This is a genomic window from Microtetraspora fusca (assembly GCF_001570365.1).
Taxonomy (GTDB): domain Bacteria; phylum Actinomycetota; class Actinomycetes; order Streptosporangiales; family Streptosporangiaceae; genus Microtetraspora; species Microtetraspora fusca.
Map to the genome: position 1 here is coordinate 293,459 of NZ_BBYK01000040.1, position 24,659 is coordinate 318,117.

Consider the following 24,659-nt stretch of genomic DNA (forward strand, 5'->3'; position numbering starts at 1 on the left):
CACCGCGAATCTACGCGCGGCCCCGTCCAGCGGATCGGGGCTCACCGGGGGGACGTCGATCGCACTGGTCAGCTTCTTGGCCCTGAAGGCCAAGCTTGCAGCTCCTCACCATCGATGGATTCGACAGTTCAGGCCGCGTCGTGGGCAGCGTGACTCACTGCCCAGCCCGCGACACCGCGCGCGGCGATGTTGCGGGCTGCGTTCACGTCGGCGTGCTCAGCGAAGCCGCACGACGTGCAGGCGAAGGTGGCCTGGTCGGGCCGGTTCCTCTTATCGATGTGGCCGCAGACCGAACACCCCTTGGAGGTGTAGGCGGGGTCCACATACACCACCGGCACCCCGCGCCGCTGGGCCTTGTAGGCGATGAACGTCCCGAGCTGGTGGAACGCCCACGAATGCAAGGTGACCCGCTGGGGCTTGCGGAGCCGTACCCTCTCGCGGATGCCGCCCAGGTCTTCCAGGGCGATCCCACGACAGGTGCGTTCAGCCTCGGTCACGATGCTTTTCGCGATGCGGTGGTTGGTGTCGGCCGCAAAACGGGCTTCCCGGCCGGAGCGTCTGCGCAGCAGGCGTTTGGCCGACTTGGTGCCCTTGGCCTGCAGTCGGGAGCGCAGGCGGCGGTTGCGGTGCCGTACCTGGTTGAGCTGCCTGCCCGCGTGCCGTATGCCGTCGCTGGTGGTGGCGATGTTGGCGATACCCAGGTCCACGCCCAGGAACCCGTCTGGGTCGTAGACATCGGGTACGGGGGCCTCGCAGGTCGCGTACAGATACCACGCCCCGCCCCGGAACACCAGATCGGACTCACCCCGGCGATAGCGGGTCAGCATGTCGAGCTGGGCGGGCGAGCAGGCGAACGGGATACGCCCCAAGCGGCCGCGTACCGTCCAGATCGACACGGTACGGGCATCGAGCTGCCAGGACAGACACCGGTCGTCGAACGGCTGCGCGGCGTCCTTGCGGAACCGCACCGGGCTGCTTTCGACCGCTGCCCGCCGCTTGGACCCCTGCGGGCCGTAGTTCCCCGCCTTCAAGTTCCCGTTCAGCGTGGCGTACGCGCCGGCGACTTTACGGATGGCGTGGATGGCCGGTTGCGCCGACAGGCCCATCGCTTTCAGCTCGCCGTAGACGAGCCGTTGCAGGGAGGTTTTTCCTTTCACGCCCGTGGTGAATGCGCGGCGGGAGGCGTGGTTGGCGGCCCGGTTGCACAGGGTGAGCGTCTCCCGCAGCGCCGCCTGCGTGGCGGCATCGGGGAGCAGCTTTACCTGCATGACCAGTTTCACGTCAGGGTTTTACCATGCGTACGGTCGCGACGTCCTCGAGACGCGGATGCTCGCCCGATGCGAACAGGTCATGCGGGAGGTGCGCGCGCAGATGGGGGCGGAGCTGCGTGAAGTCAACGGCGAAGACGACTACGTCCCGCTGGTGCACTATCCGCCTAAACTGTCGATCTCGACCCTGGTCAACCGGCTCAAGGGCGTCTCGGGGCACTACCTTCGCAAGGAGTTCACCGGGACCAAACGGGTGTTCATGCACGGGCAGCTGTGGTCGCCGTCGTACTTCGCGGCCGCGTGCGGCGGCGCGCCGCTAGTGATCATCGCGAACAGCCTCCAGCTGGAGGGCAGGTACCAGACCCCGGCGGCACACCGGTCTGGCCGAAGGCCACCAGGAAGACCCAGATCTGCCCGAGCCCTCCCCGGATGGCGCCGTTGAGCAGGCCGGAGGCGATCGCCCCAGCCGGGTGCGCAGTGCGAGGGCGACCAGCTGCAGCACCATCGCGGGCACGGCCACCAGGGCGTTCGCGACGAGCCGGGCGCCTGCGACCAGCAGGCCGAGCAGCGCGGTCGACCTGCTGGGCAATCCCCCATGGGGCCCGCTCTACCGCGCCCTGGTGGGGCGAGGCCCAGCACGATCCCGCGGTCGCCGCCGGTCTCGCCGAACGCTTCATCCGCCCGCAGACGGACAAGACCATCGCCCGTCTCAAGGCGGCCCAAGAGCAGGGACAGATATCGCGCGGCTTCGATCTCAACCTGGCCATGGCGGTCCTGTCCGGCCCCCTGTACTTCAGGCTCCTGATCATCCAGGAGCCCCTGACCCACGACTACGTCGATCGCGTACTCGAAGCCCTCTTCACCGGGATGGGTTCGCGGCATCGAGGCGGACATCCACTCCGAGACCGCACCGATCAGCCGGCGCAATCCGGCCGGGGGCGTTCCGCCGGAAACCCGCCTCGGGGGGTGGGCGAGTCAGTCCTCGTAGAAGACGCGCTCCACGACCGTCCTGGCCCGGCGGGTGACGCGGCGGTAGTCCTCGATGAAGTCCTCGGAGCCGTCCGGCGGGTAGCCGAGCGCCCGCGCGATCAGCGACCGCTCCTTGACCGCCGTGGGGATCATGTCCCCGGCCCGGCCCCTGACCAGCATCACGGCGTCCCTGATCCGCGAGGCGAACCGCCACGCCTGGTCGAGCACGGCCTCGTCCTCGGCCGTCAGCAGGCCCTCGTCGACCGCGGCGCGCAGCGCGCCGAGCGTCCGGGTCGTGCGCAGCGCCGGTACGGCTCCCGCGTGGCGGAGCTGGACGAGCTGCGCCACCCACTCCACGTCCGAGAGCCCGCCCCGGCCCAGCTTGGTGTGCAGGGCGGGATCGGCGCCGCGCGGCAGCCGTTCGGCCTCCATGCGGGCCTTGAGCTTGCGGATCTCCCGTACGGCGTCGGCCGGGATGCCGTCGGCGGGGTAGCGCACCGGGTCGATCATGGCGATGAAGCCGGCGCCGAGCTCGGCGTCCCCCGCGCAGAACCGGGCGCGCAGCAAGGCCTGCGCCTCCCAGTGGGACGACCAGCGGGCGTAGTACGCCTCGTAGGACGCGATCGTGCGGACCAGCGGCCCCTGCCTGCCCTCGGGCCGCAGCCCGGCGTCCACGAGCAGCGGCGGGTCGGGAGCCTGAAGCGCGAGCAGCCGGCGCAGCTCCTCGGCGACGGCGTGGGCGGCGTCGGTGGCGTCCCGGTCGGCCGCGCCCGGCAGCGGGGCGTGGACGAACATCACGTCGGCGTCGCTCGCGTACGAGCTCTCCAGGCCGCCCAGCCGGCCCATCGCGATCACGGCGATCCGGGTCGGCATCGGTTCGCGCCGCTCGGCGCTCACCTTGTTGACCGCCGCGTCGAGCGCGGCCTGGATGGTCACGTCGTTGAGCGCGGAGAGCGCCTGCCCCACGCCCTCGATGTCGATCAGCCCGGCCAGGTCGGCGCACGCCGTACGCAGCAGCTCGCGGCGGCGCAGCGCGCGGACGGCGGCGACGGCGGTCTCGGCGTCTCCACCGTGCCGGCCGACCGCCGCGGCGGCCTCGGACGCGAGCGCGGCGGCGGGCCGTACGGCGAGGGCGGCGTCGGAGCCGAGGATCGCGACGGCCTCCGGCGCGTGCAGCAGCAACCCGGTGACGTAGCGGCTGGTCCCGAGCAGCCGGGCGAGCCGTTCGGCGACGGCGGTCTCGTCCCGGAGCAGCCGCAGATACCACGGCGTGGCCCCGAGCTTGTCGCTGATCTGACGGAACCCGAGGAGCCCGGCGTCAGGGTCCGGCGCGTCGGCGAACCAGCCGAGCATGACGGGCAGCAGCGTGCGCTGGATCGCGGCGCGGCGGGACACCCCGCTGGTGAGGGCGGCGATGTGCCGCAGCGCGCCCTCGGCGTCGGTGTATCCGAGCGCCTCCAGCCGGGCCGTCGCGGCGGCCGCGGACAGCCGGGTCTCGGTCTCGGGCAGCCGCGCGACGGCCTGCAGCAGCGGCCGGTAGAACAGCTTCTCGTGCAGCCGCCGCGCCTCCAGCGCGTGCCGCCGCCACGTCGCGGTGAACTGGCCGACGGGGTCGCTCGTCATGCCGAGCGCCCGCCCGAGCCTGCGGAGGTCGGCGGCCTCCGAGGGCACGACGTGCGTACGGCGCAGCCGGTGGAGCTGGATCAGGTGCTCGACCCGGCGCAGGAACGTGTACGCCTCGGCGAGCGACTTGGCGTCGTCCCGGCCGACGTACCCGCCCCTGGACAGGGCGGCGAGCGCGGACAGCGTGGCGCGGCGGCGCAGCAGCGGATCGCCGCGGCCGTGGACGAGCTGGAGGAGCTGGACGGCGAACTCGATGTCGCGCAGCCCGCCCGGCCCGAGCTTGATCTGGCGGTCGGCGTCGCCGGCCCTGACCTGGGCCTCCACGCGGCGGCGCATCGCCTGCACGTCCTCGACGAAGTTCTCCCTGGCCGCGGCCTGCCAGACCAGCTCGTTGACGGCGGCGACGTACTCCTGGCCGAGCTCCAGGTCACCGGCCACCGGCCTGGCCTTGAGCAGCGCCTGGAACTCCCAGGTCTTGGCCCACCGCCGGTAGTACGCGAGGTGGCTGTCGAGCGTGCGGACCAGCGGGCCCATCCTGCCCTCGGGGCGCAGCCCCGCGTCGACCTCCCACAGCGCGCCCTCAGGAGTGCTCTCGGAGCAGGCCCGCATCATCGCCTGGGCCAGCCGGGTCCCTGCCTGCAGCGCCTTGGTCTCGTCGGCGCCCTCCTTCGGCTCGGCCACGAAGACGACATCGACGTCGGAGATGTAGTTGAGCTCCCTGGCGCCGCACTTGCCCATGCCGATGACGGCGAGCCGTACGTCGTCCGCGTCCGGCACCTCGGTGCGGGCGATCGCCAGGGCGGCGTCGAGCGCGGCCGCGGCGAGGTCGGCCAGCTCGGCGGTGGTGTCGGCGAAGGGCGACTCGCCCATCAGGTCGCGGGCCGCGAGGTGGAGCAGCCGTCCCCGGTAGGCCACCCGGAGGGCGTCCAGCGCGGCCCGGCGGTCCTGCGGGAACGCGGCGACCTCGGCCGTCAGCTCCTCGCGCAGCTCACTCTCGGCCGGCCGACCGGCCCTTGCCGGCCCGGCGGCCCCGGCTTCGGAACCGGTCGCGGGTGGCGCGCCCCCGGCGGCCCCGGCCTCGGAACCGGTCGCGGGTGCCTCGGCCCCGGCGGCCCCGCGCTGCTCCAGGAGCCGCAGGTGCTCCGGATGCCGTACGACGTGGTCGCCGAGCGCGGCGCTCAGGCCGAGGACGCGCAGCAGCCGCGCGCCCAGGGCGGGATCCGCGTGGAACGCTGCGAGCACACTCGGGTCGCGTTCGACCAGGCGGGCCAGCGAGGCGAGCGCGAGGTCGGGGTCGGCGGTCGCGAGGAGGTCGCCGAGCAGGCCGACGTCGCCGACCGCCTCCGGGCCGAGTTCGTCCAGCAGCCGCTCGGCCCTGGCTCCGTCGGTGAATCCGAGCCTGGCCAGGCGCCCCGCCGTGGTCTGCATCCGGGAGTCGGCGTTCACCGTGCCTTCTTCCACCTCGACATCGATGACATCGGCCATCGTGGACAGGCCTTCGCAGCAACGGTACACACGACGGGGAGAGGCTCCCTGGCGGAGATCCGCTGCGGCGCGCCGCAGGGGCGTGCACGGGCGTGTGCACCATCACCGCGTTTCTGGTGATCCAGGGCGTGTGGGGCGAGGTGGACGCGGCCTGCGCGAATGACCGATCATGGGGCGATGTCGCTCCGCATGCACGAGGCCGATCTGTTCGAGAGCTCTAGGGGCCGCTTGGAGGCGATCGCCTACCGGCTGCTGGGATCGGCCGGTGATGCGGAGGACGCGGTGCAGGATACGTACCTGCGCTGGCATGCGGCGGACCGGGAACGGATCGAGACGCCCGAAGCGTGGCTGACGAAGGTGCTCACCAATCTCTGCCTCAACCGGCTCACCTCGGCGCGGGCCAGGCGGGAGACCTACGTGGGGCAGTGGCTCCCTGAGCCGGTGCTGGACGGAGATCGGATGCTCGGTCCCGCCGACGCCTTCGAGCAGCGTGAGTCGGTCTCCATGGCGATGCTCACCCTGATGGAGCGGCTGTCCCCCAATGAGCGCGTGGTGTATGTGCTGCGCGAGGCGTTCGGGTACGCGCACCGCGAGATCGCGGAGATCCTGGACGTCACCGAGTCGAACTGCCAGCAGATCTACCGGCGTGCCAGGCAGCATCTGGCCGTCGATCGATCCCGCACGGAGATCGATGCGGCCGCCGCGCGGAAGATCGTCGAGGAGTTTCTCGCCGCGGCCCTCAGCGGCGACACCGCACCGCTGATCCGGCTGCTCGCCGACGACGCGGTCAGCATGGCCGACGGCGGCGGCAAGGTTCACGCCCGCAGGACCCCGGTCGTCGGAGCGATGGGCATCGCGAAGTACCTGCGTGCTCTGTTCCAGCCGAGCGATGCCAAGCGAGCCCTCGTCGGTGGCAGTCCCGCCTTCTACGCCGCCGTGGTCAACGGCGGTCCTGCCGTGCTGGCCGAGGTCGACGAGCAGGTCATCGGCGTGTTCTGCCTCGATGCGACCCCCGGCGGTCTGGCGTCGATCCACATCCAGGTCAATCCGGACAAACTTCAGCGCATCGCGCGCCAGTGGACGGCCGCTGGACCCCATCGCCCGCTGGTGGTGAATTGGTGAACCAGATCACACTGGTTCGCTGTCAGGGATCGCGCGCCCGTCCGGTTCAGGAGGTGAAAGCAACCAGATAGGAGCGAGCCATGAAGCACCGCATCGTCGTCCTGGGAGCCGGATACGCCGGAGCCAACACCGCCGGTCGCCTCGCCAGGCGGCTGCACCGCGACGACATCGAGATCACACTGGTCAACGGCGACTCGGAGTTCGTCGAACGGGTGCGCATGCACCAGCTCGCGAGCGGGCAGGACCTGCGGCCTCGCCCGCTGCGCGACCTCTACGCGGGCACCGGCGTACAGGTCCGGACCGCGCGGGTCACCGCTGTCGATGTGGAAGGCAAGACCGTCGATCTCGGCGGTGAGACCCTCGCCTATGACACCCTCGTGTACGCCCTGGGCAGCGCCGTCGCCGATCACGGCGTCCCCGGTGTCGCGGAGCACGCCTACAACGTGGCCGGCAAGCAGGCCGCTCTGCGGCTGCGGGCGCGCCTGAGCGAGGTGACGCCCGGTGGGACCGTGCTGATCGTGGGCGGCGGCCTGACCGGCATCGAGGCGGCCACCGAGATCGCCGAAGCCCGCCCGGACCTTGAGGTCGCGATCGCCGCCCGCGGCCGCGTCGGCGGCTGGCTCAGCGACAAGGCCCAGCGCCACTTGCGCGGCGCCTTGGACCGGCTCGGCATCACGGTCCACGACCATGCCGACATCACGCGCGTCGAAGCGAACGGCGTGGTCACCGGTGCAGGCGGAAAGATCCGGGCCCAGGTGACCGTGTGGACCGCGGGTTTCACCGTGCACCCGATCGCGGCCGCCACCACCCTTGAGGTGTCCGACAGCGGCCGGATCGTCGTCGACGCCAGCATGCGATCGGTCTCGCACCCCGATGTGTACGCCGTCGGCGACGCCGCGCTCGCCGAGGGAGCGGGTGGCAAGCCGCTGCGGATGTCCTGCGCCTCGGCGAACCCGATGGCGTGGCTGGCAGCCGACGTCATCGCCGCGCGTTTGACCGGTCACAAGGTTCCCGAGACCACGATCGCACTGCAAGGAGTAGCGATCAGCCTCGGACGCCGCGATGGAATCATCCAGCGCATGACCCCCGACGATCAGGTCACCTCCACCGTCATCACGGGCCGGACCGCCGCCCGCATCAAGGAGATGGTCTGCGCCAGCGCGGCCTGGAGCGTCTCCCACCCGACCATGATGATGCCGAGCCGCCGCCGCCACCTCGCGGTCACCGGCGCAGTGGAGACCCGGCTCCTCACCCAGTCATGACGAAGAGCGTTGCCGGGCGAGCGTGGTGGCCCGCTCACCCGCCCGCCGAGTACGGGCAACGGTTCGTGGACACTCACTGGCGCTTTCCCTGCGTGATCGTGTCGTCACGCTTCGCGCGCACGGACCTCGGGACGACTCCCGGCGTTCCCCGCCGTCAGCTCCGGTCGTGGTGGTCGCGGACCACCGCGGCGAACGCCTCCGCGAGGGGACGCCACGCGGCCCGGAGCCCCGCCTCCGCCTCCTTCACCTCGCGGTCCAGCTCCGCCACATCGTGATCGGGCAGTTGGCCCGCGGCGGTCCACGTCGCGAAGATCTCCGGGCTCGCCTCCGGGTGGAACTGCACCGCCCACGCCGAGTCGCCGAGCCGGTACGCCTGATTGGGATAGCGCGACCCGGTCGCCAGGCGCACCGCGCCGGGCGGCAGCTCGGTCATCGCGTCGTAGTGGTACTGCACCGCCCGCGGCTCCGGCGCCACCGCCGCGACCGGGCCGAACAGGCGGTCGGCGGCCACCTCGGGCAGCAGCTCGATCGAGCCGAGGCCGATCTCCAGGCCGTCGCCGCCGCGCTCGACGGTGCCGCCGCAGGCGATGGTCATGAGCTGGGCACCCAGGCAGATGCCCAGCGTCGGAACGCCGCTCTCCACCGCCTTGGCGATGAGCGCGCGGGCGTCCGGCAGCCAGGCGCAGCCGTCGTCGTCCCACGCCGAGGGCGATCCGCCGAGCACGACGAGCCCGGCTCCGGGGTCGGAGGGCACCGCCTCTCCCATGTGCGGCCGGACGATCTCGTACTCGATCCCCGCGTCCTCCAGCCAGCCCGCGAAGAACCCCAGGCCCGCGCCGACCTCATGCTCCACCACGACGACACGCTCGCTCATGACGACGAGCATAAGGGGGAAGAAATTACACGTCTGTCACTGGACGTACCTTTTGTGGCGTCGCTGCCGTACAGTGCCGGGCAACAGCACGGGAAAGATCGTTAATTCCAGGAGGAATCGATGCGGCTCGACGAGGTCACGGTACCGGGCGGCAGGCTGCGGATCGCGACGTTCGGCGTGGGCCCGCGCCTGATCATCGCGGCCCACGGCATCACCGCCTCCCTCATGGCCTGGCGGGCGGTGGGCGAGGCTCTCCCGGAGGGATGGTCGCTGGTCGCCGTGGACCTGCGCGGGCGCGGCCACAGCGCCGACGTGCCCGGCCCGTACGGGCTGCCCCGGCACGCCGAGGACCTCGATCTCGTCGCCGACCACGTCGGCGCGGACGAGACGTCCGTCCTCACCGGCCACTCCATGGGCGCGTACGTCGCTGCGCTGCACGGCGCTCGGCGCGCGTACGCCAGGGTCGTCCTGGTGGACGGCGGGCTCCCGCTGCCGATGCCGCCGGGCGCCGACCCGGACGCGGTGCTGGAGGCCACGCTCGGCCCGGCCATCGCACGGCTGAGCCAGACCTACCCCAGCGTGGACGACTACGTCGGCTTCTTCCAGGCGCACCCGGCGTTCGCCGAGAACTGGTCCCCCGTAGTGGAGGAGTACGTGCGCTACGACGCGACCGGCCCGGCCGACGCCGTACGCCCCCGGGCCCAGGAGGACGCGGTGCGGCAGGACGGCCGCTGGCTGCTGACCGGCGCCGAGGAGATCGGCCGGGCGCTGGAGAGCGTCAAGTCCCCGCTCAGCCTGCTGCGGGCGCCGCGCGGCCTGCTCAACCAGGAGGTCGGGATGCTGCCCGACGACCTGGCCGCGCAGTGGCGGGCACGGCTCCCCGAGCTGCGGGACGAGGTCGTCGAGGACTGCAACCACTACACGATCGTCTTCGACGAGCGCTGCGTCCGCACGGTCGTCGATCGGCTGACCGCCGACTGATCGCGGCCGAACGGTCGCACACTGGATGGAGCCCCACGAGTCGCGCGCGGGATTGAGCCCCTCGAGAAGGGGAGCCGTCCGGAGCGGGTGATCCCCCCAGATCGACCGCTCCGCGACGCGCGACGGCCCGTGGCCGCGCCCGCTCTCGCGGGGGCCACGGGCCGCCGGACGTGGGTCGTCGTCGCGGGCTCAGCCGCGCGGAACGATCCAGGTGGCCTTGGCGGCCGCGACCAGGGTGCCGTCGAGCTCGTAGACGGCGCTCTCGCCGAAGAGCTTGCGGCCGTCGCGGCCGGAGACGCGGCCGACCACGGAGTAGCGGCCGAGCGGGTAGACCCGGCGGAAGACCTGCGCGGTCAACCGGCCGAGGAGCGCGGACTGGCCGGGCTGCGGCTGCGGCTCGGCGGGCGCGCCGGGGCCGCCGAAGTGCGCCCAGAAGGTCACGCAGTCGAGCGCGGCCCAGACGATCGAGTCGGGGACGACGCCGTCCTCGTCGGTCACGTTGACCGGGACCCGCCAGCCCGCCGCCACCGCGCCCGCCTCCGGCACCGGGCCGGGGAAGATGCGCAGGCCGTCGCCCGGCTCGCGCAGGCCGCAGGCGAAGCACCCGGCGATCGCGTGCCCGCGCAGGCCCGCGAACCCGGACTCGGCCCGCGCCGCGTCCGTGAACGACACGAACGGGGGCGGGGTCAGGGTCTCGGCGACCGGGATGGCCTCGGCGAGATGCCGATCGTCGTCGCCGAGGGCGAGGGTGTTGCCGACGTTGGCGACCCCCAGCTCCTTCTCCAGCGGGACGGGTTTATGGAGGGTGACTTCGACGGCCGAGCCGTCACTCGCGCCGGTCAGGAAACCGGCCAGTGTGCCCGAGATCCAGCCGCCGTTGGCGGTTCCCTCGGGCCCCCGGAAACGCTCCGGGACGGTCAGAACGGTCTGCAGCCCGGCAGCCGTCGTCATGCAACACCCTCCAACGTCACGCCCAATTACGGCCCATCCGCATCAGTCGTAACCAACTCTCCGATTTTACGCTTCTCCGCTTAAGAGAAGTTAAACAGACCGGGATGTTGGCCACGTTCGCCATACGTAACGTAACGATGACGCAGCGCACCTGCGCCTATTTGCGCTCGCTACACTCGCGCGGGCTCGGCGCATCACGCAGCAGCAGGGCCGCTTGCACCCGGTTGGTGCAGTTCAGTTTGGCGAGGATGCGGCTGACGTAGGTCTTGACGCTGGCCTCGGTCATGTGGATGCGCCGAGCCACCTGGGCGTTGGACAGGCCCTGCGCCACCAAGGCGAGGATGTCGGCTTCGCGCGCGGTGAGGGCGGCCAGTCGGCGGGCGGCGTCGCGCCCACGCTCGTGGTCGCCCGGCGCAGCCATGTCGAGCACCTGGCGGGTCACCGCCGGTGACAGGTACGCCTGTCCGGCGTGAGCGGCACGGACCGCGCGGATCAGCTCGTCGGGGGTGAGGGCGCATGCCGTCACCACCACATCTCTACGTGCGGAGATGCGATGCCCGGCCTGGAAGCCGGTGCAGACCAGCAGGGCCAGCGAACCGTCGGTGAGCACCGCCAGCACCAGCGCCGCGAGGAAGGCCGCGAACGGCAGGCGGTTCATCGCCGCCATGGTGAGCGCCACCGCCACGGCGTACGCGGCGAGTGTCCATCCCCGCGTTCCGTCCAACCACAGCAGCGCCGTGTCCGCGGCCACGACCGTGGCGATGAGCCGTCCTGGTGAGCGACGACCCCCGCTACCTCGCCCCGACCGGCGACCGCTGCCTGACCGACTCTCGTCGGCCCCTCCCGGCCACGCTCGACGACTGGCTGCGTGCGGCATCAGCGGATCGCCAGCTGTACGCCGAAGCCGCCTGTCAGGTGAGTCGTTGGGCAGGGACGAACGGCGGGAAATCGGCCGTACGAACCCTCATCGAACGGCTGTCGACCGGACAGACCTTCCAAGACGAGGTCACAGGATCGGGAGGTACCGCCCCAGCTCGAACTCGGTGACCTGGCGGCGGTACTCGCGCCACTCGGTCCGCTTGTTGCGCAGGAAGTGATATTCCGAGCGGGCGACTTGAGCAGTGCTGCGCAACGACCGCGCCGACCTGGCATCGAGCCGTCAGGATCGGTCGTCGTCTGTCATCGTTGGCCCACTCTGGACGGCCCACAGACGGCCCAGACGCCTCGCGACGAACCGAGACGGGGCAGGACGGGAACCTTCGTCACGGAAACGCAACCCGATAGCGAATGATCTCCGTCCGGCGTAGCGTCGAAGTTCGGAACAAGCCTGTATGACCTAGGAGGGTCTGTTATGGCGAAGAACCCCGATTCCCCCGAGATCACATTCTCGGAAGGGCTCGAACTCCCCGACGGCCGGAAGGTGCGCGTCCTGGCCTACTCCGACGGAAGCGTCCGCTTCCGTCTCGACGGAACCCCATACGTCATCTCGGAGACGTACCTCAGTGGAGGTCAGAACGACCACGCGATCATCAAGCTGTCTCCCGGCAAGCAGGGCAGCAACGCGCACGCGAATTGGTTCCGGGATCGCCTCGAGAAAAACAGGGCGACAGCCGAGTAGTCCCCCCGGAAGGCATAACCGATCACGGCAAAGCGAGCCCCCTTCCGCCGGCGGGAGGTGGGCTCGTGACGTGCGGTCCCCGATCATGCGAAGAAGTTTCCGCAGTTCAAACGGCGCTCAGGGACATCGGGAACACTCATGGAGCAGGCCCTAGATCAAATTACGACAGTGCTGGAGAATGCGGAGGCGCTAAAGTCATTCGCGCTGCAAACTGGGATTTCACTTGAGGAGCAACTAAAATTTAAGGCCGACGCAGCTCGACAAGGCACGACACCCTCTGGGCACAACATTCGCCGACTAGACCAGCCCTTCCCTTCCGTTGATCATCTAGTCGCTATACGGGAAGATGAACCAATAGATGGCTATAAGCGTTGATATGCCATCGCGGGAGGGTTCGGATGGCATCGTTCAAGGCGCTTGCGATTGCGCTTGGGTTGCTCACCCTTACCTGCGCCTGCAGCGCGGATCCTCGCACCGCACCCGCCCCATCGTCCCCTGAGATCCCGGAGATCACCGCGCATGCGGCGCCGATGCCCGGCCGTCAGCTTGGGCCCGCCATGTACGGGCCCAGCAACGGGAGAGTCTTCCCCGCGGTTGGTTCGGTGAACGGCAAGCCGGTGATCGTCACGGGTGGCAGCGACGGCCTGCTTCGCGTCTGGGATCTCGTCACGCGCAAGCTCATCGGCGATCCCATCCCCGCTGGTCAGGGCGACTTGTACCACGTCGAGCTGCACCGCTGGGACGGCAAGGACATCGCGGTCGTGAGCGGTGACACCCTGCGCGCGTGGGACCTCGGCACGCGCCGCCCGTTGACCCCACCGATCATGACCCAAACCCTTCATACCAATCTGCTGGCCGTTGGCTCCCACGACGGTCAGCATGTCGCGCTGACCGAAGGCGAGTATGGCGAGCTCCAGCTCTGGAACCTGACCACCGGCTCCGCGGTCGGCGCCCCGCTGAAGGGGCATGAGGCCGAACCCAGGGCCGGGGCGATCGGGCAACTGGGCGGGACGACCATAGCCGTCACCGGGGACGCGGATAAGGTTCTCCGTTCGTGGGACCTGAAGACGGGCAAGGCTCTGGCCACCGTCAAGGTGACATCGATTGAGTACATCAGCAGCATCGCCATCCAGGGTGGCGCCGCAGTTGTCACCGGTGCCGACGGCGATTTCCACGGCCGCATGGAACGCTGGGACCTGGCCACTGGCGCTGTCACCGAGGTGAAACGCAAGGGTGAGTTCTCCCCCGTGGAGTTGAGCGAACTCGACGGGAAAACGGTCACGATCTTGGGTGGGGACAGCACCCTGCGGGTCGCCGACCTGGCAACCGGCAAAGTCATCGGCCAAGGCTGGGACAGCGACGATCTCTTGGATCACGTGGCGGCGGTGGGCAAGTACGGCACCACGCCGATCCTGGTCATCGGCGATCTCGACGGGATGTTGACGATCTGGGACCTGCGCACGGGCAGACAACTCGGCAAGCCGTTCTTCGGCTACGGCGGGGGCGTCGAAACACTCGCGGTGACCAAGGTCCGGGGCAAGGCCACAGCCGTGGCCGTCGGCGACGACGACACGATCCGCATGTGGGATCTGGCCACCCGCAAGCCGTTCCGTGCACCCATCTCCTGCTTGTGTATCGAGTACGCGCCCATGACCACGGCCACGCGAGACGGCAAGCCGGTCATCGTCTACGCGGATATTGAGCATGGGCTGGTGGCCCGCGATGCGGCGACGGGCAAGCGGGTGGACAAGACAGGGATCTTCGTCGCATACGCCGACGGACCTGCCCCGCTCTCGGCGGATGGCTCCGTCGTGGCCAGCGCGACGCGGGACGGCAGAGCCGAACTCTGGGATCTGTCGGCGGGAAGCCATCCCCGCCAGGTCACCGCGACGGGAGTGGACGCCGTCGCGGTTGGCAGCCGGATCATCGCCACCGCCTCCGGCGATCAGATAGAGCTATGGGACCAGGCCACCGGCCAACCGATCGGCAAGCCGATCACTAGCGGAGGCCAGGCTGAATCCCTGGCGATCGGGCAGGTCGACGGTAAGACCATCGTCTTCTTCCAGCGCAAATACGCCCCCGGATGGGGCAGCATCCACTTGTGGGACGCCATGACGGGCGAACCGTATGGAAAGGCTCTGAGCATCCGCTCCACCGCCATGGCCGTCACGCGCGTCGGATCCCGGACGGTGCTGGTGACCGGGCAGGACGACGGCACGGTGATCGTGTGGGACCCGCAGACGATGAAACCGCTCCTGCCTCCCTTCTCCGGCCACGACGGTGCCGTCAGCGGGGTCGCGGTGACCATGCTCAAAGGCAAACCGATCGCCGTCTCCGGCGGCCGCGACGGCAGCATCCGAATCTGGGACCTCACGAACATTTGTGGAAAGTGGCAAGAGTGCTGATCATGCCGCTGACCTGCACTCACAGGATCGGGAGGTACCGACCCAGCTCGAACTCGGTGACCTGGCGGCGGTACTCGCGCCACTCGGTCCGCTTGTTGCGCAGGAAGAAGTCGAAGACGTGCTCGCCCAGCGTCTCGGCGACCAGCTCGCTGCGCTCCATCACGCTTATCGCCTCGTCGAGCGACTGCGGCAGCGGCTGGATGCCGAGCGCCCGGCGCTCCCCGCTGGTCAGCGCCCATACGTCGTCCTCCGCGCCGGGCGGCATCTCGTACCCCTGCTCGATGCCCTTCAGACCGGCGGCGAGGATCACCGCGAACGCGAGGTAGGGGTTGCACGAGGAGTCCAGCGAGCGGAACTCGATGCGGGTCGAGCCGCCCTTGTGCGGCTTGTACATCGGGACCCGGACCAGCGCGGAGCGGTTGTTGTGGCCCCAGCAGATGTAGGCGGGGGCCTCGCCGCCCTGCCCGGCGATCGCCTCGGCGCCGCCCCACAGCCGCTTGTACGAGTTCACCCACTGGTTGCAGACCGCCGTGATCTCGGCGGCGTGCCGCAGCAGGCCGCCGATGAACGACCGGCCGACCTTGGAGAGCTGGTAGTCGGCGCCCGGCTCGTAGAAGGCGTTCCGGTCACCCTCGAAGAGCGACATGTGGGTGTGCATGCCCGAGCCGGGGTACTCGGTGAACGGCTTGGGCATGAAGGACGCCCAGACGCCCTGCTCCAGAGCGACCTCCTTCATCACCAGCCGGAAGGTCATGATGTTGTCGGCGGTCGTCAGCGCGTCGGCGTAGCGCAGGTCGATCTCCTGCTGGCCGGGGGCGCCCTCGTGGTGGCTGTACTCCACCGAGATGCCCATCGACTCCAGCATCATGATCGCCTGACGGCGGAAGTCGTGGCCCGCGCTGTGCGGCGTGTGGTCGAAGTAGCCGCCCTCGTCTATCGGGCTGGGCCGCTCCCCGCGCTCGGGCCGGTCGCGCAGCAGGAAGAACTCCACCTCGGGGTGGGTGTAGAAGGTGAACCCCATCTCCGCCGCCCTGGCCAGGGTGCGCTTGAGCACCCAGCGCGGGTCCGCGTGCGACGGCGAGCCGTCCGGCATGAGGATGTCGCAGAACATCCGGCCCGCGCCCGGCGACTCACTGCGCCACGGCAGGATCTGGAACGTGGACGGGTCCGGCTTGGCCAGCATGTCGGACTCGTAGACGCGGGAGAAGCCCTCGATCGCCGACCCGTCGAACCCGATGCCCTCGGCGAAGGCCCCTTCGAGCTCGGCGGGCGCTATGGCCACCGACTTGAGGAAGCCGAGCACGTCGGTGAACCACAGCCGGATGAACCGGATGTCACGCTCTTCGAGCGTTCGGAGAACGAATTCCTGCTGGCGGTCCACGGCGTACCTCTCGGGAACTACACGTCTGGTCTCGTACCAGTGTGCCCTCTGCGTGTTTCACCTGCATTACGAGGGAAGACGTCCCGCGCGACCGGGCCGCGGGCGCCCGTCACACCCCGCTGACCAGCGCGTCCCCCATCGAGGTGCGCCGGTAGAGCACCTCCCGGCCCATCCGCTGCCGGGTGACGAGTCCGCCGCCGGACAGCACGGTCAGGTGCTGGCTCACCGCCCCCGGAGTGAGGTCCATCCGGCGGGCCAGCGCGGAGGTCGAGACGGGCTCCTCCAGTGCGGTGAGGATGCCCGCCCTGGTACGGCCGATGAGCGCGCTGAGCCCGCCGGAGGTGCACGGCCGTCCCGTCGTCCACAGCGTGCCGACGCCCCAGGCCGGATAGCACAGCAGCGGCTGGTACGGCTCGCACATGATCGCGACCTCGGGCCAGTGGAACGCGCTGGGCACGAGCAGCAGGCCGTCCCCCGTGATCGGCCCGGAGTGGTTCCACTCCTTGGCCGCGACGAGCCGGTCTCCGTACCAGGTCACGGAGTCGTGCAGGTCGGCGAACACCTCCTGCACTCCCCCGGTCGCGAGGATGCGGGAACGCCGCATGACGTCGGCCTCCAGCACGCCGTAGACGCGCGGCCAGAACTCCTCCATGGCGACGGTCCAGAGGTGCCACAGCGTGTCGGACACGCGGCGGATACCGGCCTCCGGATCGTCGGCGAACCTGCGCAGCGCCTCCGGGTCGGGGGAGCGCACGTGGGCCAGCTCCTCCAGCGCCGTCGCGGGCCGCGTGCGCCGTACCCGCTCCAACTCGGCCGCGAAGTCCGGGAGCGTCGTGTCGGGCGGCGGCGTCAGGAAGTCGGGGAGGTAGCCCCGCATCGGAACGAGCGAGTACAGCTCGGAGAGGTCGAGCCCGGCCACCCGGGGCCGTACGGCGCGCAGCCACGGCAGGTGGACGGAGTGCCGGCCGGGTTGCCGCAGCACGCGCAGGCTCGACACCAGCTCCCACAACGGCGAGAACGCGAACCGCAGCCGGGCCACGTCACCGGGGGCGAACCACCACTCGATGCTCACCGGCCACCCTTTCGCCGCAGGACCTTTTAGCGACGGCTAAAACAGTCGCATCGTACCGAACACCTGTCCGAGGCTTTCTCCGTGACAAGCACGACCATCGTCAGGACCGGTTTCCTCCGGTCGCGGATCGGCGGCCTCCCCCGCCCCTTCTGGGCCCTCTTCAGCGGCACCCTCGTCAACCGTCTCGGCACCATGGTGGACCCGTTCATCGGCGTCTACCTGACCCAGTCGCGCGGGATGTCGCTCTCGACGACCGGCCTGGTGCTCACCGTCTACGGCGCGGGGTCGCTGGCGTCCCAGCCGGTCGCAGGGTGGATGGCCGACCGCTTCGGGCGACGGGTGACGCTGGCCGGCTCGATGATCATGACGGCGGTCGCGTTCATCGCGCTCGGGTACACGACGAGCGTCCCGGGCATCGTCGCCGGGATGTTCGTGCTCGGGATCGTGATCGACGCCTACCGCCCCGCCTCCCAGGCGCTGGTGGCCGACCTGGTCTCCCCCGAGGACCGGCCCCGCGCGTACGGCCTGATCTACTGGGCGCTCAACCTCGGCTTCTCCGTCGCGATGATCGCCGGCGGCTGGCTGGCCAAAACCGGCTTCACCACGCTGTTCTGGATCGACGCGATCACCTGCGCCGCCTTCGGCGTCCTGGTGTGGCGGGCGATCCCCGAGACCCGCCCGGCCAAGAGCGAAGTCTCCGAGGGCGGGTTCGGCGACGTGCTGCGTGACCGGCTGATGGTCGCGTTCACACTGATCAACCTCGTTTACGCGTTCGTCTACCTCCAGGGGTTCACCACGCTGCCGCTGGCGATGACCGTCCAGGGCCTCCCGACCAGCGCGTACGGCAGCGCGATGGCGGTGAACGGCGTGCTGATCGTGCTCATCCAGCCGCTGACGAACGGATGGCTCGCCCACCGCGACCCGAGCCGCCTGATGGCTCTCGGCTTCACCGTCGTGGGCGGAGGGTTCGCGCTCACCGCCCTGATGTCGTCGGCGCTCGGCCACGGCGCCGCGATCGCCGTCTGGACGCTCGGCGAGATCGCCCTGGCCGGCATCCCCGGCGCGATCGTCGCCGCACTCGCCCCGCCCCACCTACGGGGCCGCTACGCCGGCCTGAACGGCCTCGCCTGGTCGGTCGCCTCACTGCTCGCGCCGCTGCTCGGCACCCGGCTGCTGGAGGCCGGCGCGCCGATGCTGTGGATCACCTGCGGCGTGCTCGGAGCGCTGGCCGCCGCGGCGATGCTCGCCATCGCCCCGGCGATCCGCCGCCGGGCTGGCGCCGAGGCGGCCCTGGCGACATAATCCGAGTTCACCATGAACGAACGACGCGGCCGGACGGTCGCCGCCGTCATGGCGGTCGCGTCGGTCGCCCTGACGGCACTCGGCCTGCTGATCCAGCTCCGGCTCCCCCCTGACTGGCAGCCCGAGTTCCCGGTCTCCCCGGACCTCGGCGTCGGCCTCACCTTCGCGCCCGTCGGCGCCTTCCTGGTCGCGCAGCGCCCGCGGCTGATCCTCGCCTGGCTGATGTGCGCCGGCGGACTGCTCGGCGCGGGCAACCAGATCAGCGGGATGGTGCTCCTCCACGTCGCCTCGCGGGGCGACCTCGATGTCGCCGGGGTGCTGCGCTGGCTGGATGTGGCGTGCTGGGCCGTCGCGGGACTGCTGCTCGCGATCGTGCTGCCTCTCTACTCGCCGACCGGCCGGCTGCCCTCGCGCCGGTGGCGGCCGGTGGTCGTGGCCGGCGTCGTGGCGACGCTCGCGGAGATCGTCGTGATCGTCGCCCGCCCCACTCCGGACCCGGCGCGCTACCGCCTGCCCGCCGTCATCCCCAACCCCCTGGCGATCGAGGCGCTGGCGCCGTACTACGACCAGGTCGTCTCGGCGCTGGCGTACGCCATAGCGGGGTGCGTGGTCGCCGCACTGCTCTCGCTGGTGCTGCGGCTGCGCGGGGCCGACCCGGTCACCCGGCGGCAGATCGCCTGGCCGCTCATTGCCTTCGCCGGATATGTCGTCTTCTATCTGCCGGGCCTCTATCTGCCGGGCGCGTCCATGGTGGTGCCGGCCTCGGTGTGGACGGCCGTCATCCCCCTCGCGATCTTCTTCTCGGCGCTGCGCTACCGGCTGTACGGCATCGACACGGTCATCAGCAGGACCTTCGTGGCGGCGGGCCTGCTCGCCGTGGTCGGCGGCGTCTACTTCGCGGCGAGCGGGCTGGCCGGCCTGCTGGCGTCGGGATACCACCAGGTCGCCGGGGTCGCGGCGGCGGTGCTCTCCGGCGCGTTCTTCCAGCCGCTGCGCCGCGCCCTCCAGCGCGCGATCGACCGCATGCTCTACGGCCCGGTCGGCGACCCCGCGGTCCTCGCCGACCGGCTCACCCAGGAGGTGCGTCTGGCCGGTCCCGCCGACGCGCTCGCGTCCGTCGTCGCGGTCGTGCGGGACGGCCTGGCCGTCGGCGGCGCCGCCGTCGAGGTGACCGGCGGACGGCCCGGCCACGTCGCGAGCGGGGACGTCGGCGGCTCGCCCAGGGAGATCGCCCTGGTCTGGCACGGCGAGCCGGTGGGCCGCCTGCTGATCGGCGAGCCGGAGCAGCGGCGGTTCGCCGCCGCCCACGACGAGCGGGTCATCGCCACGCTGCTGCCCCACGTCGCCGACGTGGCGCACGCCGTGCGCATGGCCTCGGACCTGCAAAGGTCCAGGGAGCGGATCCTCGCCGCCCGCGAGGAGGAGCGCCGCCGCCTGCGCCGCGACCTGCACGACGGCCTCGGCCAGACCCTGTCCGCCATGGCGATGACCGTCAATGTCGCGCGGCTCAGCCTCGGGCGCTCCCCCTCCACGGCCGACGAACTGCTCCGCGACCTGGGCGCCGGCATGGACGCCGTCACCGGCGACATCCGCCGGCTCGTGTACGGCCTGCGGCCCCCGGCGCTCGACGACCTCGGCCTGGCGGGAGCAGTACGAGCCCTGGCGGAGGAGGCGCCGCCGGCCGCGGAGGTCGTCGTCGAGGGCGAGACGTCGGGGCTGCCCGCCGCGGTGGAGGTGGCGGCGTACCGCGTGGTGCAGGAGGCGCTGACCAACGTCCGCAGGCACGCGCGGGCCGAGCGCGTGAGGGTGACGCTCTCCCGGGACACCGAGCTGCGGGTCACCGTCACCGACGACGGCATCGGCCTGCCGGAGGACCGGCGGGCCGGTGTCGGGACGTCGTCGATGCGCGAACGCGCCGCCGAGCTGGGCGGGAGCTGCGTCATCGCCGCCGCTCCCGGTGGGGGCACCACGGTGGAGGCCCGGTTCCCCCTCGCCTCCCCCGCCGAGCCACCGGTGCCGGACGGCTTGACCGCCGCGCCCATCCCGACCGCCCCTTCCTCGGACTTTCCCGCCGCGCCGGAGGGCTCAGCGGCCGGCCCCTCTCCGGACTCTCCCGCCGGCTCCGGCACGAGCGCCTCCCCCGACGCCGCTCCCGGCCGCCGACCCCCTCTCCTGCCGCCGTCCTGACCATCCCGGCCCGCACCTCGCCGGTCGCCGAGCAGGGAAGACCGCGGGAGAGGACGGACGGCAGGCAACACAGCTCGGATCGGACACTGCTCAGTCGCGCCGGATGGCCCTACGCTTACCGGTGCGATGGTGAAATTTCGTGCTCTCGGACCGTTCCAGGCGGAGTCCAACGGCCAGGTCCTCGACCTGGGAGGTCAGCGGCAGCAGGCCGTGCTGGCCCGGCTGGTCGTCGCGGGCGGCCGGGCCGTACCCGTCGGCGTGCTCATCGACGAGCTGTGGCCGGGCGAGCCGCCCGCGCAGGCGCTCTCGACCATCCAGGGATACGTGTCGCGGCTGCGCCGCGCGCTCGAACCGGACCGCGCGCCCCGCGAGCAGGCCGGGATCCTGGTCTCCGCTCCCCCGGGGTACGCGCTGCGCGCCACGGTGGAGCAGGTCGACTCCTGGTGGTTCGAGGATCTCGTCAAGAGCGACCACGACGACGATCCGGCGCGCGCGCTGGAACGGATGGAGACCGCGCTCGGCCTGTGGCGCGGACCCGCGCTGGCCGAGTTCTCCGACCTGCCGTGGGCGGTGGCCGAGGGGCTGCGACTGGAGGAGCTGCGCCTGCTCGCGGTCGAACGCCGGGGTGACGCGGCGATCCGGCTGGGCAGGGCCGGCGCGCTGGTCCCCGACCTGGAGGCCCATGCGTCGGCGTACCCGCTGCGCGAGGAGGCCTGGCGGCTGCTCGCGCTGGCGCTGTACCGGGCGGGACGGCAGGGTGACGCGCTCGGCGCCCTGAGGCGGGCGCGCGAGGCCCTCCGCGACGAGCTGGGGCTGGACCTGGGCCCCGCCCTGCAGCGGCTGGAGCAGGACATCTTGTCGCAGGCGCCGCACCTGGACGCTCCGGAGCCCCGGCACACGCCGGCGGCCGGGACGGCGTCGTACGCCCCGCCGGCCGCGATCCGCGTCCTGGTCGCCGACGACCAGGCGCTGGTACGCACCGGCATGAAGGTGGTCCTGGACTCGGAGCCCGGCCTGGAGTTCGCCGGGGAGGCCGAGAACGGCGAGCAGGCGATCGCCCTCGTCCAGGCGGCGCGGCCGGACGTGATCCTGATGGACATCCAGATGCCCCGGCTCGACGGCCTGGCCGCGGCGCGGCGGATCCTCGCGGGCGGCGACCCGCCGAAGGTGATCATGATGACGACCTTCGGGACCGACGAGAACCTCTACGCCGCGCTGCGCGCGGGGGTGAGCGGCTTCGTGCTCAAGACCTCTCCGCCGGAGCAGCTCATCGCGGCGATCCGGGCCGCGGTCGCGGGCGACGCCCTGCTCGACCCGGCGGTCACCACGCACCTGATCGCGGCCTTCGCCGGGCGGCGCGACCCGGCCGCCCCCGCCGGGCTGTCGGACTCCGACCTCGACCTGGTCAAGCTGGTGGCGCGTGGATTCACCAACCGGCAGATAGCCGTCACCCTGGCCGTGCCCGAAAGCGAGGTGGCCGAGGAGGTGGCCGCGCTGCTCAAACGGCTGGAGCTGCTCGACCGGGCGCAGCTCGTGGTCCTCGCGTACGAGAGCGGCCTGGTCAGCCCGGGGTCGCCCGAACGATGACTTATCGTCGTTTTGACGACAAATAACGGCGGGTTCTACGCTGGGCCTGTGGCACAACTGCGTATCGCCCTGGCCCAGACCAACCCTGTCGTCGGCGACCTCGCCGGGAACGCGGACCGGCTCGTCGAGTGGACCCACCGCGCCGCCCGGGAGGGCGCGCACCTGGTGGTCTTCACGGAGATGTTCCTGACCGGATATCCCGTCGAGGACCTGGTGCTCCGCTCCTCGTTCGTGGACGCCTCCATCGCGACCCTCGACGCCGTGGCGCGCCGCCTCGCCGACGAGGGGCTCGGCGAGCTTCCCGTCGTCACCGGCTACGTCGACCGGGCCGATCTCGAGCCCCGGCTCGGCCAGCCGAAGGGCGCGCCCCTCGACGCCGTGGCCGTGCTGCACGGCGGGCGCGTGGTGGCGCGCAGCGCCAAGCACCACCTGCCCAACTACGGCGTCTTCGACGAGTACCGCTACTTCGTGCGCGGCGACCGGATGCCCATCGTGCGGGTGCGCGGCGTGGACGTCGCCATCGCCGTCTGCGAGGACCTCTGGCAGGACGGCGGGCCGGTCTCCGCGGTCGCCCAGGCCGGCGCCGGCCTGCTCGTCGTGCCCAACGCCTCGCCGTACGAGGTGGAGAAGGACGACGTGCGGCTGGAGCTGGTCGAAAGGCGGGCCCGGGAGGCGGGCTGCGCCCTCGCCTACGTCAACCAGGTCGGCGGACAGGACGAGCTCGTCTTCGACGGCGACTCGATCGTGGTGGACGCCTCCGGGGCCCTGATCGCCCGCGCCTCCCAGTTCAAGGAGGAGCTGCTCGTCACCGACCTCGACCTGCCGCTCGGCACCGGCGAGTTCGGCGAGTTCCCCGTGGACGCGCAGGACGGCACCACCATCACGGTCGAACGGCTGGAGCTCGCGGGCGGGCCGGTCGAGCCGTACACCCCCGTGCCGCCCGTCGTGGCCCCGCGGCTGGACGACCTCGCCGAGATCTACCACGCGCTCGTCCTCGGCGTGCGCGACTACATCACCAAGAACGGCTTCCGCTCGGTGATCCTCGGCCTGTCCGGCGGCATCGACTCCGCCCTCGCCACGACGATCGCGTCCGACGCCATCGGGCCGGAGCGGGTGCACGTCGTGCTGATGCCCTCGCGCTACTCGTCCGAGCACTCGGTCGGCGACGCGGAGGAACTGGTGCGGCGGCAGGGCATCACCGCACGGACCGTCCCGATCGCCGACATCGTCACCGCGTTCGAGAAGGAGGTCGACCTGCACGGCCTGGCGGCCGAGAACCTCCAGGCCCGCGTGCGCGGCATGCTGCTGATGAGCCTGTCGAACGAGCACGGCCACCTGGTGCTGACCACCGGCAACAAGAGCGAGCTGGCCACGGGCTACTCCACCCTCTACGGCGACTCGGCGGGCGGGTTCGCCCCCATCAAGGACGTGCCCAAGACCCTGGTCTGGGCGCTGTCCACGTGGCGCAACGCCCATGGCCCGGACGACTTCTTCCTGCTCCACACGGACGAGCCGCCGATCCCGGAGAACTCGATCACCAAGGAGCCCAGCGCCGAGCTGCGGCCCGACCAGCGCGACACCGACTCGCTCCCGCCGTACGACGTGCTCGACCGGCTGCTGGACGAGTACGTGGAGAAGGACATGGGCGCCCCGGAGCTGGTGGCGGCCGGGCACGACAGCGAGCTGGTGAGCCGGATCATCCGGCTGGTGGACATCGCGGAGTACAAGCGGCGCCAGTACCCGCCGGGGCCGAAGATCACGCCGAAGAACTTCGGCCGCGACCGGCGGCTGCCGATCACGAACCGGTGGCGGGAGACGACCCACTGACACGCGCCCGCCCGGCTTCCCCCTCCATGAGAGGTGGAAGCCGGGCGGTGCTCGTCTTCCGACCCGGGCGGAAGCAGGGCCGCGTCCCGCGTTCAGCGCGGCTGGAACCCGGACGGCGTCCCGCGTTCAGCGCGGCCGGAAGCCGCGCAGCGCCTCGTCCACGATCCGCTCGGCCAGGTCGTCGGGCAGATCGGTGGAGCGGTGCGACCACTTCGTGTGCCACAGCATCGCGCCGCTCAGGATGGCCATCGCCATCTCGACGTCGAGGTCGGGCCGCAGCTCCCCGCGCTCGATGCCGCGCCGCAGCACCTCCGCCATGACGGCGCGGCGCGGCTGGATGGCCAGCTCGTCGAAGCGGGCGGCCAGGCGGGGGTGCCGGTCGGAGTCGCTCATCGCGATGTTCATGATGCAGCGCGTGCGACTGTGCCGGGACTCATCCTTTATGACGGTGAGATAGGCGACCAGGTCGTCCCGGACGGAGTCCCCCCGCAGCGGCGGGAGGGGTGGTTTCAGCGTCGCCAGGGCGTCGACGACGAGATCCTCCTTGTTGGACCAGCGGCGGTAGATCGTCGTCTTGCCGACGCCCGCCCGGGAGGCGATGCCCTCGATGGACAGCTCGGACACCGCGATGCCCTCGCCGATCATCTCAAGAGTGGCCTCGATGATCGACTTCTCCGCCTTCTCACTGCGGGGGCGACCCGCGGCCCGAGCCGCCCCTTCCGCCATCTGCCGCGTCATCATCGTG

General features: G+C 71.1%; 19 protein-coding genes and 1 pseudogene. 11 read left to right on the top strand and 9 right to left on the bottom strand.

All coding sequences use genetic code 11. The features are described from left to right. Positions 1 to 128: 128 nt before the first annotated feature. Positions 129 to 1,280: an RNA-guided endonuclease InsQ/TnpB family protein gene (locus tag AWQ68_RS06765; protein ID WP_066936299.1), complete on the bottom strand. Its 1,152-nt coding sequence runs from the start codon at positions 1,278 to 1,280 to the stop codon at positions 129 to 131. Between AWQ68_RS06765 and tnpA the strand changes: the two genes are divergently transcribed. Then, a complete protein-coding gene (gene tnpA / locus AWQ68_RS06770; protein WP_218006783.1) occupies positions 1,267 to 1,710 on the top strand; it encodes an IS200/IS605 family transposase in 444 nt (147 codons plus the stop codon). The genes AWQ68_RS06765 and tnpA overlap by 14 nt on opposite strands. Beyond that, positions 1,698 to 2,063, top strand: a pseudogene (locus AWQ68_RS44675) (TetR-like C-terminal domain-containing protein); the annotation flags it as partial. The gene tnpA and the pseudogene AWQ68_RS44675, both read left to right, overlap by 13 nt. A 180-nt stretch (positions 2,064 to 2,243) precedes the next feature. Here the strand turns inward: AWQ68_RS44675 and AWQ68_RS06775 are convergent. After that, a complete protein-coding gene (locus AWQ68_RS06775; protein WP_373281503.1) occupies positions 2,244 to 5,345 on the bottom strand; it encodes a bifunctional [glutamine synthetase] adenylyltransferase/[glutamine synthetase]-adenylyl-L-tyrosine phosphorylase in 3,102 nt (1,033 codons plus the stop codon). A 177-nt stretch (positions 5,346 to 5,522) separates the two neighbouring features. On the opposite strand from AWQ68_RS06775, the gene AWQ68_RS06780 reads away from it, so the two are divergent. Both AWQ68_RS06780 and AWQ68_RS06785 read left to right on the top strand, forming a co-directional pair. Beyond that, complete coding sequence (locus AWQ68_RS06780; protein WP_066936305.1) at positions 5,523 to 6,467, top strand: RNA polymerase sigma-70 factor; 945 nt, start codon at positions 5,523 to 5,525, stop codon at positions 6,465 to 6,467. Positions 6,468 to 6,547: 80 nt separating this feature from the next. Continuing rightward, positions 6,548 to 7,729 carry an NAD(P)/FAD-dependent oxidoreductase gene (locus tag AWQ68_RS06785; protein ID WP_066936307.1) on the top strand — a complete coding sequence of 394 codons (1,182 nt, stop codon included), beginning with the start codon at positions 6,548 to 6,550 and terminating at the stop codon, positions 7,727 to 7,729. Positions 7,730 to 7,883: 154 nt separating this feature from the next. Here the strand turns inward: AWQ68_RS06785 and AWQ68_RS06790 are convergent, their stop codons facing one another. After that, on the bottom strand, positions 7,884 to 8,603 hold the full coding sequence (locus AWQ68_RS06790) for a type 1 glutamine amidotransferase (protein ID WP_084463736.1): 720 nt from the start codon (positions 8,601 to 8,603) through the stop codon (positions 7,884 to 7,886). 120 nt (positions 8,604 to 8,723) lie between these two features. Here AWQ68_RS06790 and AWQ68_RS06795 point away from each other — a divergent pair, with 120 nt between their 5' ends. Next, on the top strand, positions 8,724 to 9,584 hold the full coding sequence (locus tag AWQ68_RS06795; RefSeq protein WP_066936311.1) for an alpha/beta hydrolase: 861 nt from the start codon (positions 8,724 to 8,726) through the stop codon (positions 9,582 to 9,584). A gap of 189 nt (positions 9,585 to 9,773) precedes the next feature. On the opposite strand, the gene AWQ68_RS06800 is transcribed toward AWQ68_RS06795, so the two are convergent. The 3 genes from AWQ68_RS06800 to AWQ68_RS44140 all read right to left on the bottom strand — a co-directional run bounded on the left by AWQ68_RS06800 (position 9,774) and on the right by AWQ68_RS44140 (position 11,667). Further along, a complete protein-coding gene (locus tag AWQ68_RS06800) occupies positions 9,774 to 10,535 on the bottom strand; it encodes a hypothetical protein (protein ID WP_066936313.1) in 762 nt (253 codons plus the stop codon). A gap of 157 nt (positions 10,536 to 10,692) precedes the next feature. Beyond that, entirely contained in the window at positions 10,693 to 11,286 is a 594-nt protein-coding gene (locus AWQ68_RS06805; RefSeq protein WP_066936315.1) for a response regulator transcription factor, read from the bottom strand. Positions 11,287 to 11,541: 255 nt separating this feature from the next. After that, a complete protein-coding gene (locus AWQ68_RS44140) occupies positions 11,542 to 11,667 on the bottom strand; it encodes a glutamine synthetase (protein WP_218006785.1) in 126 nt (41 codons plus the stop codon). A gap of 219 nt (positions 11,668 to 11,886) precedes the next feature. Here AWQ68_RS44140 and AWQ68_RS06810 point away from each other — a divergent pair, with 219 nt between their 5' ends. Together AWQ68_RS06810 and AWQ68_RS06815 are read left to right on the top strand one after the other, a co-directional pair. Continuing rightward, complete coding sequence (locus AWQ68_RS06810) at positions 11,887 to 12,153, top strand: hypothetical protein (RefSeq protein ID WP_066936318.1); 267 nt, start codon at positions 11,887 to 11,889, stop codon at positions 12,151 to 12,153. 398 nt (positions 12,154 to 12,551) lie between these two features. Then, entirely contained in the window at positions 12,552 to 14,558 is a 2,007-nt protein-coding gene (locus tag AWQ68_RS06815; RefSeq protein WP_066936321.1) for a WD40 repeat domain-containing protein, read from the top strand. Positions 14,559 to 14,577: 19 nt separating this feature from the next. On the opposite strand, the gene glnA2 is transcribed toward AWQ68_RS06815, so the two are convergent. Both glnA2 and AWQ68_RS06825 read right to left on the bottom strand, forming a co-directional pair. After that, positions 14,578 to 15,939: a gamma-glutamylpolyamine synthetase GlnA2 gene (glnA2, locus tag AWQ68_RS06820; RefSeq protein WP_066936324.1), complete on the bottom strand. Its 1,362-nt coding sequence runs from the start codon at positions 15,937 to 15,939 to the stop codon at positions 14,578 to 14,580. Positions 15,940 to 16,048: 109 nt separating this feature from the next. Next, positions 16,049 to 17,011 (bottom strand): DUF5937 family protein, encoded by a 963-nt coding sequence (locus tag AWQ68_RS06825; RefSeq protein WP_066936327.1) that lies wholly within the window; start codon positions 17,009 to 17,011, stop codon positions 16,049 to 16,051. An 81-nt stretch (positions 17,012 to 17,092) separates the two neighbouring features. Here AWQ68_RS06825 and AWQ68_RS06830 point away from each other — a divergent pair, with 81 nt between their 5' ends. The 4 genes from AWQ68_RS06830 to AWQ68_RS06845 all read left to right on the top strand — a co-directional run bounded on the left by AWQ68_RS06830 (position 17,093) and on the right by AWQ68_RS06845 (position 23,914). Beyond that, complete coding sequence (locus AWQ68_RS06830; RefSeq protein ID WP_066936329.1) at positions 17,093 to 18,313, top strand: MDR family MFS transporter; 1,221 nt, start codon at positions 17,093 to 17,095, stop codon at positions 18,311 to 18,313. Positions 18,314 to 18,325: 12 nt separating this feature from the next. Beyond that, on the top strand, positions 18,326 to 20,500 hold the full coding sequence (locus AWQ68_RS06835) for a sensor histidine kinase (RefSeq protein ID WP_066936332.1): 2,175 nt from the start codon (positions 18,326 to 18,328) through the stop codon (positions 20,498 to 20,500). Positions 20,501 to 20,626: 126 nt separating this feature from the next. Beyond that, positions 20,627 to 22,087: a BTAD domain-containing putative transcriptional regulator gene (locus AWQ68_RS45935; RefSeq protein WP_066936335.1), complete on the top strand. Its 1,461-nt coding sequence runs from the start codon at positions 20,627 to 20,629 to the stop codon at positions 22,085 to 22,087. Between the two features lie 48 nt (positions 22,088 to 22,135). Beyond that, positions 22,136 to 23,914, top strand: coding sequence for an NAD+ synthase (locus tag AWQ68_RS06845; protein ID WP_066936338.1), 1,779 nt, complete (start codon positions 22,136 to 22,138; stop codon positions 23,912 to 23,914). Between the two features lie 126 nt (positions 23,915 to 24,040). Here the strand turns inward: AWQ68_RS06845 and AWQ68_RS06850 are convergent, their stop codons facing one another. Then, entirely contained in the window at positions 24,041 to 24,655 is a 615-nt protein-coding gene (locus tag AWQ68_RS06850; protein ID WP_066936341.1) for a TetR/AcrR family transcriptional regulator, read from the bottom strand. Between the last annotated feature and the right edge of the window lie 4 nt (positions 24,656 to 24,659).

Bases quoted from the DNA above. Each gene is read 5' to 3' on its own strand.
- tnpA (WP_218006783.1), top strand. From the start codon at position 1,267: ATGACCAGTTTCACGTCAGGGTTTTACCATGCGTACGGTCGCGACGTC.
- AWQ68_RS06775 (WP_373281503.1), bottom strand. From the start codon at position 5,345: ATGGCCGATGTCATCGATGTCGAGGTGGAAGAAGGCACGGTGAACGCC.
- AWQ68_RS06780 (WP_066936305.1), top strand. From the start codon at position 5,523: ATGTCGCTCCGCATGCACGAGGCCGATCTGTTCGAGAGCTCTAGGGGC.
- AWQ68_RS06785 (WP_066936307.1), top strand. From the start codon at position 6,548: ATGAAGCACCGCATCGTCGTCCTGGGAGCCGGATACGCCGGAGCCAAC.
- AWQ68_RS06790 (WP_084463736.1), bottom strand. From the start codon at position 8,603: ATGAGCGAGCGTGTCGTCGTGGTGGAGCATGAGGTCGGCGCGGGCCTG.
- AWQ68_RS06795 (WP_066936311.1), top strand. From the start codon at position 8,724: ATGCGGCTCGACGAGGTCACGGTACCGGGCGGCAGGCTGCGGATCGCG.
- AWQ68_RS06800 (WP_066936313.1), bottom strand. From the start codon at position 10,535: ATGACGACGGCTGCCGGGCTGCAGACCGTTCTGACCGTCCCGGAGCGT.
- AWQ68_RS06810 (WP_066936318.1), top strand. From the start codon at position 11,887: ATGGCGAAGAACCCCGATTCCCCCGAGATCACATTCTCGGAAGGGCTC.
- AWQ68_RS06815 (WP_066936321.1), top strand. From the start codon at position 12,552: ATGGCATCGTTCAAGGCGCTTGCGATTGCGCTTGGGTTGCTCACCCTT.
- AWQ68_RS06835 (WP_066936332.1), top strand. From the start codon at position 18,326: ATGAACGAACGACGCGGCCGGACGGTCGCCGCCGTCATGGCGGTCGCG.
- AWQ68_RS45935 (WP_066936335.1), top strand. From the start codon at position 20,627: ATGGTGAAATTTCGTGCTCTCGGACCGTTCCAGGCGGAGTCCAACGGC.
- AWQ68_RS06850 (WP_066936341.1), bottom strand. From the start codon at position 24,655: ATGATGACGCGGCAGATGGCGGAAGGGGCGGCTCGGGCCGCGGGTCGC.